At 57.9% G+C, this 14,009-nt stretch carries 8 protein-coding genes; 7 read left to right on the top strand and 1 reads right to left on the bottom strand.

From position 1 onward, the window contains the following. The first annotated feature begins 6 nt into the window (after nucleotides 1-6). From bcsZ to IM303_RS15115, 5 genes are all read left to right on the top strand, one after another. Nucleotides 7-1,113: a cellulose synthase complex periplasmic endoglucanase BcsZ gene (gene bcsZ / locus IM303_RS15095; protein ID WP_048960028.1), complete on the top strand. Its 1,107-nt coding sequence runs from the start codon at nucleotides 7-9 to the stop codon at nucleotides 1,111-1,113. After that, on the top strand, nucleotides 1,095-4,577 hold the full coding sequence (bcsC, locus tag IM303_RS15100; protein ID WP_192987424.1) for a cellulose synthase complex outer membrane protein BcsC: 3,483 nt from the start codon (nucleotides 1,095-1,097) through the stop codon (nucleotides 4,575-4,577). Before bcsZ ends, bcsC begins: the two co-directional genes overlap by 19 nt. A 119-nt stretch (nucleotides 4,578-4,696) precedes the next feature. Next, on the top strand, nucleotides 4,697-6,703 hold the full coding sequence (gene hmsP / locus IM303_RS15105) for a biofilm formation regulator HmsP (RefSeq protein ID WP_028014755.1): 2,007 nt from the start codon (nucleotides 4,697-4,699) through the stop codon (nucleotides 6,701-6,703). Nucleotides 6,704-6,862: 159 nt separating this feature from the next. Continuing rightward, nucleotides 6,863-8,149: a dicarboxylate/amino acid:cation symporter gene (locus IM303_RS15110; RefSeq protein ID WP_028014754.1), complete on the top strand. Its 1,287-nt coding sequence runs from the start codon at nucleotides 6,863-6,865 to the stop codon at nucleotides 8,147-8,149. 226 nt (nucleotides 8,150-8,375) lie between these two features. Then, nucleotides 8,376-9,869 (top strand): pitrilysin family protein, encoded by a 1,494-nt coding sequence (locus IM303_RS15115; protein ID WP_041911852.1) that lies wholly within the window; start codon nucleotides 8,376-8,378, stop codon nucleotides 9,867-9,869. 47 nt (nucleotides 9,870-9,916) lie between these two features. Here IM303_RS15115 and IM303_RS15120 read toward each other — a convergent pair whose 3' ends face one another. Further along, on the bottom strand, nucleotides 9,917-10,846 hold the full coding sequence (locus IM303_RS15120) for a sugar kinase (RefSeq protein ID WP_193360058.1): 930 nt from the start codon (nucleotides 10,844-10,846) through the stop codon (nucleotides 9,917-9,919). A gap of 229 nt (nucleotides 10,847-11,075) precedes the next feature. Between IM303_RS15120 and pdeH the strand changes: the two genes are divergently transcribed. Both pdeH and IM303_RS15130 read left to right on the top strand, forming a co-directional pair. Continuing rightward, complete coding sequence (gene pdeH, locus IM303_RS15125) at nucleotides 11,076-11,849, top strand: cyclic-guanylate-specific phosphodiesterase (protein WP_041911854.1); 774 nt, start codon at nucleotides 11,076-11,078, stop codon at nucleotides 11,847-11,849. Nucleotides 11,850-11,914: 65 nt separating this feature from the next. Next, the gene (locus tag IM303_RS15130; RefSeq protein ID WP_047367228.1) at nucleotides 11,915-13,957 is read left to right on the top strand and encodes an AsmA family protein; all 2,043 of its coding nucleotides are present in this window, start codon (nucleotides 11,915-11,917) and stop codon (nucleotides 13,955-13,957) included. Nucleotides 13,958-14,009: the final 52 nt, after the last annotated feature.

The following is a 14,009-nucleotide window of genomic DNA, read 5'->3' on the forward strand; positions in this document are numbered from 1 at the left end:
GACGTGATGAAAGCCTTTCGCTGGTGTGTAGTCGCAGCGTTGATGCTGGCGGCGATCCCTCTTCGCGCCGCCTGTACCTGGCCTGCCTGGGAGCAGTTTAAAAAGGATTACATCAGCGAGGGCGGGCGCGTCATCGATCCGAGCGACACGCGCAAAATTACAACGTCGGAAGGGCAAAGCTATGCGTTGTTCTTTGCCCTGGCCGCTAACGATCGCAAGGCGTTTGACCAGCTGCTGACGTGGACGCGCGATAACCTCGCCAGCGGCAATCTCAACGATCGTCTACCCGCCTGGCTCTGGGGACAGAAAGACAAAGAAAACTGGGGGGTGATTGACACCAACTCCGCCTCAGATGCCGATGTCTGGATTGCCTGGTCGCTGCTCGAAGCGGGCCGGTTATGGAAAGACCCGGACTATACCCAAACGGGCAAGGCACTGCTAAAACGCATTGCCAGCGAGGAAGTGGTGAAAGTGCCGGGGCTCGGCTCAATGCTGCTTCCCGGTAAAGTCGGTTTTGCCGAAGAAAACGCCTGGCGCTTTAACCCCAGCTACCTTCCTCCACAGTTAGCGAGCTATTTCACCCGCTACGGTGCCCCGTGGACCACGCTGCGTGAAACCAATCTGCGGCTGCTGCTGGAAAGCGCGCCGAAGGGATTCTCGCCGAACTGGGTGCAGTATCAGAAAAACAAAGGCTGGCAGCTACAGCAGGATAAAACGCTGGAAGGGGGCTATGACGCCATCCGTGTCTATCTTTGGGTGGGCATGATGAGCGATAAAGATCCTCAAAAAGCCCGGCTGCTGACGCGCTTCCAGCCGATGGCGGCAAAGACAATCAAACAGGGCGTGCCGCCGGAGAAAGTGGATGTGGCGACGGGTAAACACAACGGCAATGGCCCGGTCGGGTTCTCTGCCGCGATGCTGCCGTTTTTACAGCAGCGCGATGCCCAGGCGGTTCAGCGCCAGCGCGTGGCAGATCATTTTCCCGATAACAATGCCTACTACAGCTATGTATTGACTCTTTTTGGTCAGGGATGGGATCAGCATCGTTTTCGCTTCACCGCTAAGGGTGAATTAATACCGGATTGGGGCCAGGAATGCGCAAGTTCACAGTAAATCTACTCACTCTATCGCTTGGGCTGGCACTGATGCCGCTGGCGCAGGCCGTTAACTCTCCGCAGCAGAAACAGCTGCTGGAGCAGGTTCGGCTGGGCGAATCGACCCATCGCGAGGATTTGGTTCGTCAGTCGCTCTACCGTCTTGAGCTGATCGATCCGAACAACCCTGACGTCATTGCCGCCCGCTTTCGCTACCTGCTGCGCCAGGGCGATAACGCCGGAGCGCAAAAAGAGCTGGACCGCCTGAAGGGGATCGCCCCTGACTCCGGCGCGTACCAGTCCTCACGCAATACCATGCTGCTTTCCACCCCGGATGGCCGCCAGCAGCTTCAGCAGGCGCGCTTACTCGCTACGACAGGGCACACGCAGGAGGCGATTGCCGCCTATGACAAGCTCTTTGGCGGCAACCCGCCGGGCGGCGACGTGGCGACGGAATACTGGAATGTGGTGGCGAAAGATCCTGCCCGTCGCAATGCGGCCATTAACCAGCTGAAAAAAATAAACAGCAGCAGCCCTGGGAATACGCAGCTCCAGACGACGCTGGCCCAGCTTCTGTTCCAGAGCGGACGCCGTGATGAAGGCTTTGCGGTGCTGCAGGAGATGGCTAAATCCACCGGCGGCCGCGGCCAGGCCTCTGACATGTGGTATGAGCAGATCAAAGACCAGCCAGCCAGCAGCGCCAGCGTCACCGCGCTGCAAAAATACCTGACCGTCTTCAGCGACGGCGATAGCGTCGCGGCGGCGCGCGCCCAGCTTGAGGCACAGCAAAAGCAGCTCGCTGACCCGGCGTTCCGCGCGAAAGCGGAAGGGCTGGCGGCAGTGGATGCCGGGCAGGGGAGTAAGGCGGTGGCGGAGCTGCAAAAAGCCGTCAGCGCCAACCATGCCGACAGTGAAGCGGTGGGGGCTCTGGGGCAGGCCTATTCCCAGAAAGGCGACCGCGCCCGCGCGGTGGCACAGTTTGAAAAGGCGATTGCCCTCGATCCGCAGAGCGATAACCGCGGTAAATGGGACAGCTTGCTGAAGGTTAACCGCTACTGGCTGCTGATCCAGCAGGGGGATGCGGCGCTGAAGGCGAATAACCCGGCGCAGGCGGAGCGTTACTATCAGCAGGCGCGCAACGTCGACAATACCGACAGCTATGCGGTGCTGGGGCTGGGAGATGCTGCCGCCGCGCGTAAAGATAACGACGCGGCGGAGCGTTATTACCGCCAGGCGTTACGTATGGACAGCGGCAACAGCAATGCGGTTCGCGGCCTTGCCAATGTTTACCGCGTGCAGTCCCCGGAGAAAGCCTCGCAGTTTATCCAGTCGCTCTCTGCCAGCCAGCGCAGGAGTATTGATGATATTGAGCGTAGCCTGACTAACGAGCAGCTTTCCGCCCAGGCAGAACAGCTGGAGAGTCAGGGGAAATACGCTCAGGCGGCAGAAATTCAGCGTCGCCGTCTGGCACTCTCGCCCGGTGACGTCTGGATAACGTATCGTCTCTCGCGCGATCTCTACAGCGCGGGCCAGCGCAGCCAGGCGGATACCCTGATGCGCCAGCTTGCCAGCCAGAAACCGTCTGACCCGGAGCAGGTGTATGCCAACGGGCTCTACCTGTCCGGAAACGATCAGGACCGGGCCGCGCTGGCGCATCTGAATACCCTGCCGCGCAGCCAGTGGAACGGCAACATTCAGGAACTTGCCGACCGTCTGCAAAGCAATCAGGTGCTGGAAACCGCCAACCGCCTGCGCGACAGCGGCAAAGAGCAGGAGGCGGAAAATCTTCTGCGTCAGCAGCCTGCCTCCACCCGCATCGACCTGACGCTGGCGGACTGGGCGCAGCAGCGTGGCGATCTGAACGCGGCGAAAACGACGTACAGCGCCGTCCTGCAGCGTGAGCCGCAGAACGAAGACGCGATCCTCGGTCTGACCGAAATTTACAGCGCGGAAGGTAACAAAGATGCCGCCCGTGCGGAGCTCGCGAAACTGCCCGCCGCGCAAAACGGCCAGCCGCTGTCGCTCAATATGCAGCGCCGGATCGCGATGGCGCAGGCAGGTCTGGGCGATTCCGCTGCCGCAGAACAGACCTTCAGCAAAATCATTCCGCAGGCTAAATCGCAGCCCGCCTCCATGGAAAGCGCGCTGGTGCTGCGTGATGCTGCCCGCTTCCAGACGCAAAACGGCCAGCCGCAGCAGGCGCTGGAGACGTATAAAGATGCGATGGTGTCGTCCGGCATCACCACGACGCGTCCGGTGGACAATGACAGTTTCACCCGTCTGACGCGTAACGATGAAAAAGATGACTGGCTGAAGCGCGGCGTGCGCAGTGACGCCGGTGATTTGTACCGTCAGCAGGATATTAACGTCACGCTGCAGCACGACTACTGGGGCTCCAGCGGCACGGGCGGCTATTCCGACCTGAAAGCGCATACCACCATGCTCCAGGTGGACGCCCCGCTCTCTGACGGGCGCATGTTCTTCAGAAGCGATCTGGTCAACATGGACGCCGGCACCTTTGATAACAATAACGGAACCTACGACCCTAAATGGGGGACCTGCTACGACACGCCGTGTAGCGGCAACACCAGCCAGAGCGACAGCGGCGCCAGCGTCGCCGTTGGCTGGCAGAATAAAACCTGGGCGATGGATATTGGTACCACGCCAATGGGCTTTGACGTCGTCGACGTGGTGGGCGGTATCAGCTACAGCAGCGATTTAGGCCCCATCGGCTACACCGTCAACGCCCATCGTCGGCCTATCTCCAGCTCTCTGCTGGCGTTCGCCGGGCAAAAAGATACCAATACCGGCACCACCTGGGGCGGCGTGCGCGCGACGGGCGGCGGGGTAAGCATCAGCTATGACAAAGGCGAGGCGAACGGCGTCTGGTCAAGCCTGAACGCGGAAACGCTGACCGGTAAAAATGTGGAAGATAACTGGCGCGTCCGCTGGATGACGGGTTATTACTACAAGCTCATTAATAAAAACAACGAGCGCCTGACGGTCGGTGTCTCCAATATGCTCTGGCACTACGATAAGGATCTGAGCGGCTATTCCCTCGGTCAGGGCGGCTACTACAGCCCGCAGGAGTATGTCTCCTTCGCGCTGCCGGTGACCTGGCGTAAGCGTACGGAAAACTGGTCCTGGGAGCTGGGTGGCTCGGTGTCCTGGTCCCACTCCAAAACCAAAGACGAGCTGCGTTACCCGATCCAGAGCCTGATCCCGACCGATGAGCCAGGCCGCTATACCGACCGTGGCGCGATGGAAACCGGCAGCTCCTCCTCCGGGACGGGTTATACCGCGCGGGCAATTATCGAACGCCGGGTCACCTCCAACTGGTTTGTGGGCATGGGCGTGGATATTCAGGAAGCGAAAGATTACACCCCAAGCCATGCGCTAATTTATGTGCGCTACTCTGCTGCAGGCTGGCAGGGCGATATGGACTTACCGCCGCAGCCGCTTATTCCTTATGCGGACTGGTAATCGGATTTTCCTTAATCCATTTGTAAGTCTCTCTTAATAGCGCGGCAATCGGGTATACTCAGGCGCGCCAGGTTTACACCCTGGCGCGCCCTGCGCTTCGAGTTTTGTGGAGAGTCATTTTGCGTGTCAGCCGTTCCTTAACGATCAAACAAATGGCGATGGTCTCTGCCGTCACTATGCTGTTTGTACTGCTCTTCTGCGTAATTTTGCTGTTTCATTCCGTACAGCAGAATCGCTATAACACGGCTTCGCAGTTAGAAAGTATCGCCCGCTCGGTGCGCGGCCCGCTCTCCGCCTCAATCCTGAAAGGGGACATTCCCGAAGCGGAAACCATCTTAAAGCGCATTCAGCCTGCCGGGGTCGTTAGCCGCGCCGATGTCGTCTTACCCAACCAGTTCCAGGCGTTGCGGATGAGTTTTATCCCGGAGCGTCCCGTCCCGATGATGGTGATGCGCCTGTTTGAGCTGCCGGTGCAAATTTCTCTGCCTCTCTATTCGCTGGAACGTCCTGCCAATCCGCAGCCATTGGCCTACCTGGTTCTGCAGGCGGACTCGTACAGGATGTATAAATTCGTCATGAGTTGGGTGGTTACGTTAGTGACCACTTGCTTACTTATGACCCTGATCATCAGCGTAGCGCTGACGTGGTGTATAAACCGCCTCATTGTTCACCCGCTGCGCCGTATCGCCCGCGAGCTGAACGGGCTTTCGCCGCAGGATCAACTGGGGCACCAGCTTGAGCTGCCGCGTCTGCACCAGGACGATGAGATCGGTATGCTGGTGCGCAGCTACAACCTCAACCAGCAGCGCATCCAGCGTCATCAGGATGAGCTAAACAACAGCGCCACGCGCTTCCCGGTGTCGGAGCTACCTAATAAAGCGTTTCTGATGGCAATGCTGGAGCAGACCGTTGCGCGGCAGCAAACCACGGCGCTGATGGTGATTGCCTGTGAAACCCTGCAGGACACGGCGGGCGTGCTCAAGGAGAGCCAGCGTGAAATGCTGCTGTTGACGCTGGTGGAAAAGGTGAAGTCTGTCCTTGCCCCGCGCATGGTGCTGACCCAGGTCAGCGGTTACGACCTGGTGGTGATTGCCAACGGCGTGAAAGAGCCGTGGCACGCCATCACATTAGGTCAGCAAGTACTCACTGTCATAAATGAGCGGCTGCCCGTGCAGGGCATCCAGCTTCGTCCGAGCGCAAGTATCGGTATCGCCATGTACTACGGTGATTTAACGGCGGAGCAGCTGTACCGCCGCGCGTTCTCGGCGGCGTTTACCGCCCGGCGCAAAGGGAAAAATCAGATCCAGTTCTTCGACCCGGAGCAGATGGAAAAGGCGCAGCAGCGCCTGACGGAAGAGAGCGATATCCTGACCGCGCTGGATAACCGTCAGTTCGCCCTCTGGCTACAGCCGCAGGTGAATCTACAGACGGGGGAAGTGAAAAGCGCCGAGGCGCTGCTCCGCCTGCAGCAGCCGGATGGCTCCTGGGAGCTGCCGGAGGGGCTGATTGAGCGCATCGAATCCTGCGGCCTGATGGTCACCGTTGGCTATTGGGTACTGGAGGAGTCCTGCCGCCAGCTTGCCGCCTGGCAGGAGCGCGGCGTAACGCTGCCGCTGTCGGTCAACTTGTCTGCCCTGCAGCTTATGCATCCGACGATGGTCTCCGAGATGCTGGAGCTGATCCACCGCTACCGGATAAAGCCTGATACGCTGACGCTGGAAGTGACGGAGAGCCGGCGCATTGACGATCCTAACGACGCGGTGGCCATCCTGAAGCCGCTGCGCAATGCCGGCATTCGCATCGCGCTGGACGATTTTGGTATGGGGTACGCCGGGCTGCGCCAGCTTCAGCACATGAAAGCCCTGCCGGTGGACGTGCTCAAAATCGATAAATCGTTTGTCGACGGGCTGCCGGAGGACAGCAGCATGGTGCAGGCCATCGTCCAGATGGCGCGCAGCCTCAAGGTGCACCTTATTGCCGAGGGGATTGAAACCGAAGCGCAACGCGTCTGGCTGGCAGAGGCGGGCGTCGAGAGCGGCCAGGGCTACCTTTTTGCCCCCGCAGTGCCGCCGGATGTCTTCGAGCAGCGATACCTTTCTGGCGCTGACCATAACGCAAAAGTGTAATTTTGTTGCTGGCTTGTGCGAGCCAGTTCAAAGTTCTTAACATTTGTGTTTCAAATTTGAATCGGGTTTATTTCTGTCCTGTTATACGGGTGTTATTTTAGAGCCGCAGGTTAACCATAACCTTACAAAGCCTGTGGTTTTTCTTCCCAAGGACACCCTATGAAAACCTCACTCTTCAAAAGTCTTTATTTCCAGGTCCTGACAGCCATCGCCATCGGTATTCTGCTGGGTCACTATTACCCGGAGCTGGGCGCGCAAATGAAACCGCTTGGCGACGCGTTCGTTAAGCTCATTAAAATGGTCATCGCCCCGGTGATCTTCTGTACGGTGGTAACGGGCATCGCTGGCATGGAAAGCATGAAGGCGGTGGGCCGTACCGGTGCAGTGGCGCTTCTCTACTTTGAAGTGGTCAGTACCCTTGCGCTGATTATTGGTCTGGTCATCGTCAACGTGGTACAGCCTGGCGCGGGTATGAACGTTGATCCCTCTACGCTGGATGCCAAAGCGGTTGCGGTCTATGCCGAACAGGCGAAGGATCAGGGCGTGGTCGCCTTCCTGCTGGACGTCATCCCTGGCAGCGTCATCGGCGCCTTCGCCAGCGGAAACATTCTGCAGGTGCTGCTGTTTGCCGTGATGTTTGGCTTCGCCCTGCACCGTCTGGGCAGCAAGGGCCAGCTTATCTTCAACGTGATTGAAAGCTTCTCGCAGGTCATCTTTGGCATCATCAATATGATCATGCGCCTGGCGCCGATCGGTGCCTTCGGTGCGATGGCCTTCACCATCGGCAAGTATGGCGTTGGCACGCTGGTGCAGCTGGGTCAGCTGATCATCTGCTTCTACATCACCTGTATTCTTTTCGTGGTGGTGGTGCTGGGCTCCATCGCCCGTGCGACAGGCTTCAGCATTTTCAAATTCATCCGCTACATCCGTGAAGAGCTGCTGATTGTTCTGGGGACCTCCTCTTCAGAATCGGCGCTGCCGCGTATGCTCGACAAGATGGAAAAGCTGGGGTGCCGTAAATCGGTGGTCGGCCTGGTGATCCCGACGGGGTACTCCTTCAACCTTGACGGTACCTCGATATACCTGACGATGGCGGCCGTGTTTATCGCCCAGGCGACCAACAGCCATATGGATATTTTCCATCAAATCACCCTGCTGGTGGTGCTCTTGCTGTCGTCTAAAGGGGCTGCGGGCGTGACGGGCAGCGGCTTTATCGTGCTGGCGGCCACCATTTCTGCGGTGGGGCATCTGCCGGTGGCGGGTCTGGCACTGATTCTTGGTATTGACCGCTTTATGTCTGAGGCGCGTGCCCTTACCAACCTGGTGGGTAACGGCGTGGCCACGGTGGTGGTCGCGAAATGGGTGAAAGAGCTGGATCACAAGAAGCTCAACGATACGCTGAATAATCGCGCGTCTGATAGCAAAAATCCTGGTTTAACCTCCTAATCTTGTCACAATTGCCCGCATTCCCTTGTCGGGATGCGGGCTCCTGCGCATAATAACTGTTCATACCTGTCATAATTCGACAAGATTTTTTTTGGGTATATTTCACTTCGGACCGTGACGTTTTGCCGAACGCGCGGTCTAATCGACGTGTTTTCATCGTCATCTTTTAGAGTGCAGCGCGTCGCGAGACACTCTTTTTAACCAGGAATGTTGATCAGGGGTTCACATGCAGGGCACAAAAATTCGACTCTTAACCGGCGGTTTGCTGATGATGGCAGCAGCCAGTTATGTGCAGGCAGATGCGCTCCAGCCAGACCCGGCCTGGCAACAAGGCACGTTAGCGAACGGTTTTCAGTGGCAGGTGTTATCTACTCCACAGCGTCCCAGCGATCGTATTGAAATCCGTCTGTCCGTAAATACCGGCTCCCTTACGGAAAGCACTCAGCAAACCGGTTTTAGCCATTTTATTCCCCGTCTGGCGCTCACGCAGAGCGGCAGCTTGCAGGCAGTACAGGTGCGTTCGCTGTGGCAACAGGCCATCGATCCGAAACGTCCCCTTCCTCCGGCTGTGGTCTCCTATGACTACACCATGTTTAACCTGAGCCTGCCAAATAACCGTAACGACCTGCTTAAAGAAGCCCTTACCTATCTCTCCGATGCCTCTGGCAACCTGGCGATTACGCCGGACACCGTGAACTATGCGTTGAGCAACGGCGACATGGTGGCGACCTGGCCTGCGGATACCAAAGAGGGCTGGTGGCGTTACCGTCTGAAAGGCTCAACGTTGCTGGGGCACGATCCGGCAGAGCCGCTGAAGCAGCCGGTGGACGTCGAACAGGTAAAATCGTTCTACCAGAAATGGTACACCCCGGACGCGATGACGCTGATCGTCGTCGGCAATGTGGATAGCCGCGCGGTGGTTGAGCAGATCAACAAAGCGTTTGGCGATCTGAAGGGCAAACGCGAAACGCCAGCCCCTGTCCCGACGCTCTCTCCGCTGCGCGCCGAGCCTGTCAGCATTATGACGGATACCGTGCGCCAGGACAGGCTCTCCGTGATGTGGGATAACGCCTGGCAGCCTATTCGCGAGTCTGCGGCGCTGCTGCGCTACTGGCGTGCCGATCTGGCGCGTGAAGCGTTGTTCTGGCACGTTCAACAGACGCTCAGCAAAAACAACGTGAAGAACATTGGCCTTGGCTTTGACTGCCGCGTGCTGTTCCAGCGTGCGCAATGTGCCATTAACGTTGAATCACCGGGCGATAAACTGAATGCGAACCTGGGTGTGGTGGCGAAAGAGTTGGCAAAAGTGCGTAAAGAGGGGCTCTCTGAAGAGGAGTTCAACGCGCTGCTGGCCCAGAAAAAACTGGAGCTGCAGAAGCTGTTTGCCACCTACGCTCGCGCCGATACCGACATTCTGATCAGCCAGCGGATTCGCTCCCTGCAGAATCAGGTTGTCGACATTGCGCCTGAGCAGTACCAGAAGCTGCGTCAGGACTTCCTGAACGGTCTGACTGTGAATATGCTGAATCAGGATTTACGTCAGCAGCTGTCGCAGGATATGGCGTTGATCCTTCTGCAGCCGAAAGGCGAGCCGGAATATGACATGAAGGAGCTTCAGAAGACCTGGGATTCCATTATGGCCACCGCGTCGCAGCCGGCGCAGGCTGCAACGGCTGATGATCTACACCAGGACGCGTCGGATATTCCGCAGGGGCAGTAACCCCCTCACGCTGACCCTCTCCCGTTTGGGGAGAGGGTTAGGGGAAACTAAACAGGCATCGCCTCGCGCGGAATAATCGCCCCGCGATACTGAATCACGGTGCTGGCCGTCAGGTGCCCACGCTGTGCCGCCGCTTCCGGCGTTCCCCCCGTCAGGCGTACCGCCAGGTAGCCCGCGCTGAAGGAATCTCCCGCCGCAGTGGTATCAATCACTTTCTCTTTGGCCAGCCTCACCGCAGGGACCTCAACCACCGCTTCACCCGCAATCGCGACCAGGCACGACTCCGCGCCGCGCTTAATCACCACTTCGCTCACGCCTGCTGCGTGCGTGCGGGCAATCACGTCCTCTACCGGCTTCTCACCCCACAGGGCGTCTTCATCATCGAGCGTCAGGAAGGCGATATCCGTGCACTGCAGCATCTGCTGATAAACCTGCTGCGTCTCTTCGCGGCTGGCCCACAGGCGCGGGCGGTAGTTGTTATCAAAAATCACCTTCCCGCCGTTGGCGCGGCATTCGCGCAGCAGCGAGAGCAGCTTTTCGCGGCTGGTCGGGCTTAAAATCGCCAGGCTAATGCCGCTCAGATAGAGATAGTCAAACGTCGCCAGCTCTTCGCAGATGGCCGCAGCTGCGTCGCTCTCCAGCCAGAATTTGGCCGCGGCTTCGTTACGCCAGTAATAAAACGTGCGTTCGCCGGTGCTGTCAGTTTCGATGTAGTACAGTCCAGGCAGGCGGTTTTCCATACGCTGTATAAGCGAGGTGTCAACATGTTCACTTTGCCAGGCTTCCAGCATCTGCTGGCTGAAGCTGTCCGTACCAAGGGCGGTGACGTAGTTCACGGCGAGTGCCTCAGGCGCAACCTGACGGGCAATGTAAACCGAGGTGTTTAACGTATCGCCACCAAATCCGCGGCTGACTTCCGCGCCTTTTTGTGACAGCTCAATCATGCATTCGCCAATCACGGCAATTTTTTTGGACATAGTCGTGAACCTGAACAGAAGAATTTTCAGCAGTGTGCGCCGAGTGAATTAGATGGTCAACTATATTAAAACGGTGTTCCATTATTTTATTTGAGCCAGCGCGTGTTCCGGCAAATTTCTGTCATCTTAATTTCATTTTCACGGTGAATTGAACATAAAGTTCTCAATTATCGCGCCGATAATCCTGTGACGAGTCCAGAAAGGCTATCCCAACAACAGGACATCTGAAATGAAGTCAGAGCAGGTTATCCAGCGGCTGAGCACTACGCCTGAGGCAAGTATTGAGAACTTGCAGGAGCATCGCTACTGGCTGCAATGTGAGCGCGCGTACACCTGGCAGCCGATCTATCGAACGGACGGTCGGCTGATGGCAATTGAGATTTTGACCGTCGTTACGCATCCCTCAAACCCTACTCAGCGCATCGCGCCGGATCGCTATTTTGCCGAAGTTGCCGTTCGCCAGCGTCTGGACGTGCTGGAAGAGCAGCTCCGTATGCTGGCGACGAAACAGGCCTTTTTCGAGCAGCATACGATCCTCGCCTCGGTGAACGTGGATGGCCCAACTCTGCTGGCGCTGCGTCAGAACGCGAAGCTGCAGGAGCTGATCGCCACCCTGCCGTGGCTGCGCTTTGAGCTGGTGGAGCACGTGCGCCTGCCGCAGGATTCCTCGTTTGCGTCAATGTGTGAATTTGGCCCGCTGTGGCTGGATGACTTTGGCACCGGTATGGCGAACTTCTCGGCCCTCAGCGAAGTGCGCTATGACTACATCAAGGTGGCGCGCGATCTGTTCATCATGCTACGCCAGACCCCAGAAGGGCGGAATCTGTTTACGCTGTTATTGCAGTTGATGAATCGCTATTGCCAGGGGGTGATCGTTGAAGGCGTGGAAACGCTGGAAGAGTGGCGTGATGTGCAAAACTCTCCCGCAGCGGCGGCGCAAGGCTATTTCCTCTCTCGCCCCGTGCCAATGGATCTCCTCGAAAGCGCCAGAACGACCCTCTGATAGCCCCGTTTCCCTTTGTCTGGACTATAGTTTTACAGGACAGGTCATCAGGAAAGGGGATAACAATGACAAAAACAACCAGGGTCATTTCCTGGATTACAGGGATTTTCTTGTTGTTGATCGCGATCGTCGTCATCATTATCGCGACGTTTGACTGGAACCGCCTTAAGCCGACCATCAACCAGAAAGTCTCAACTGAGCTGAACCGCCCCTTCGCCATTCGTGGCGATCTGGGTGTGGTATGGGAACGTCAGAAAGAGGAGACCGGCTGGCGAAGCTGGATCCCCTGGCCGCACGTCCACGCCGACGACATTATTCTTGGCAACCCTCCGGATATCCCCGAAGTGACTATGGTGCATCTGCCGCGCGTGGAAGCCACGCTGGCGCCGCTAGCGCTCCTGACCAAAACCGTCTATCTGCCGTGGATCAAGCTCCAGCAGCCCGATGCGCGCCTGATCCGCCTCTCTGAAAAAAACAATAACTGGACGTTTAACCTTGCCAGCGACGGCGAAAAAGATCCGAATGCCCAGCCTTCTTCGTGGTCATTCCGTCTGGACAATATTCTTTTCGATCGCGGGCGGATCGCCATCGACGATAAGGTCAGCAAGGCAGACGTGGAGATCCTGGTCGATCCGCTGGGTAAACCGCTGCCGTTTAGCGAAGTCACGGGCAATAAAGCGAAAGGCGATAGCGCCAAAGCGGGTGATTATGTCTTCGGCCTGACGGCAAAAGGGCGCTACAACGGTCAGCCGCTTAACGGGAAAGGGAAAATCGGCGGCATGCTGGCGCTCCGGAGCGAAGGCACGCCATTCCCGGTGCAGGCGGATTTCCGCTCGGGGAATACGCGCGTGGCGTTTGTGGGGACGGTCAACGACCCGATGAATATGGGGGGCGTCGACCTGCAGCTCAAGTTCGCCGGTGACTCGCTTGGCGAACTGTATGAACTGACCGGCGTACTGCTGCCGGATACCCCGCCGTTCGAAACGGACGGGCATTTGGTTGCCAAAATTGATACCGAAAAATCGTCCGTTTTTGACTACCGGGATTTCAACGGCCGCATCGGCGACAGCGATATTCACGGCACGCTGACCTATACCACCGGAAAACCACGGCCAAAACTGGAAGGGGATGTCGAATCCCGCCAGCTGCGTCTGGCCGATCTTGGCCCGCTGATAGGCGTGGATTCGGGTAAAGGGACAAAGTCAAAAGAGGTCAAAAAGGACGTTCAGCCTGCGGGAAAAGTGCTGCCTTACGATCGCTTTGAAACCGATAAGTGGGACGTGATGGATGCAGATGTGCGCTTCAAAGGACGCAAGATTGAGCATGGCAGCACGCTGCCGCTGAGCGATCTCTCGACGCATATCATCCTGAAAAATGCCGACCTGCGCCTGCAGCCGCTGAAGTTTGGCATGGCGGGCGGGACGATTTCCTCTAACATTCACCTGGAAGGCGATAAAAAGCCGATGCAGGGGCGGGCGGAGATCCAGGCGCGTCGATTGAAGCTGAAAGAGCTGATGCCGAACGTGGAGCTGATGCAGAAAACCCTCGGTGAAATGAACGGCGATGCGGACATTCGCGGGGTGGGGAATTCCGTGGCGGCACTGCTGGGCAGCGGCAACGGTAACCTGAAACTGCTAATGAACGACGGTCTGGTCAGCCGCAACCTGATGGAGATCCTGGGGCTGAACGTCGGTAACTTTATCATCGGGCAAATCTTTGGCGATGACGAGGTGCGGGTGAACTGCGCGGCGGCGAATGTGGATCTGGTTAACGGCGTGGCGCGTCCGCAGATTTTTGCCTTCGACACGGAAAACGCGGTGATTAACGTGACCGGTACCGCCAGCATGGCCTCCGAGCAGCTGGATTTGACCATCGATCCGGAAAGTAAGGGGATTCGTATTATTACCCTGCGCTCGCCGCTTTACGTGCGTGGGACCTTCAAAAATCCGCAGGCGGGCGTCAAGCCCGGGCCGCTGATTGCGCGTGGCGCGGTGGCCGCAGCCCTCGCGACGTTGGTCACCCCGGCCGCCGCGCTGCTGGCATTGATTTCGCCGTCAGAAGGCGAGGCGAATCAATGCCGGACGATTTTGTCGCAGATGAAGAAGTAACGCCTTTCTCCCTCTCCCTGTGGGAGAGGGCCGGGGTGAGGGCATCAGGCCG

This window comes from Enterobacter cloacae complex sp. P38RS, from assembly GCF_014930775.1.
GTDB classification, from domain to species: Bacteria; Pseudomonadota; Gammaproteobacteria; order Enterobacterales; family Enterobacteriaceae; genus Enterobacter; species Enterobacter bugandensis.

Bases quoted from the DNA above. Each gene is read 5' to 3' on its own strand.
- bcsZ (WP_048960028.1), top strand. From the start codon at position 7: ATGAAAGCCTTTCGCTGGTGTGTAGTCGCAGCGTTGATGCTGGCGGCG.
- bcsC (WP_192987424.1), top strand. From the start codon at position 1,095: ATGCGCAAGTTCACAGTAAATCTACTCACTCTATCGCTTGGGCTGGCA.
- IM303_RS15110 (WP_028014754.1), top strand. From the start codon at position 6,863: ATGAAAACCTCACTCTTCAAAAGTCTTTATTTCCAGGTCCTGACAGCC.
- IM303_RS15115 (WP_041911852.1), top strand. From the start codon at position 8,376: ATGCAGGGCACAAAAATTCGACTCTTAACCGGCGGTTTGCTGATGATG.
- IM303_RS15120 (WP_193360058.1), bottom strand. From the start codon at position 10,846: ATGTCCAAAAAAATTGCCGTGATTGGCGAATGCATGATTGAGCTGTCA.
- pdeH (WP_041911854.1), top strand. From the start codon at position 11,076: ATGAAGTCAGAGCAGGTTATCCAGCGGCTGAGCACTACGCCTGAGGCA.
- IM303_RS15130 (WP_047367228.1), top strand. From the start codon at position 11,915: ATGACAAAAACAACCAGGGTCATTTCCTGGATTACAGGGATTTTCTTG.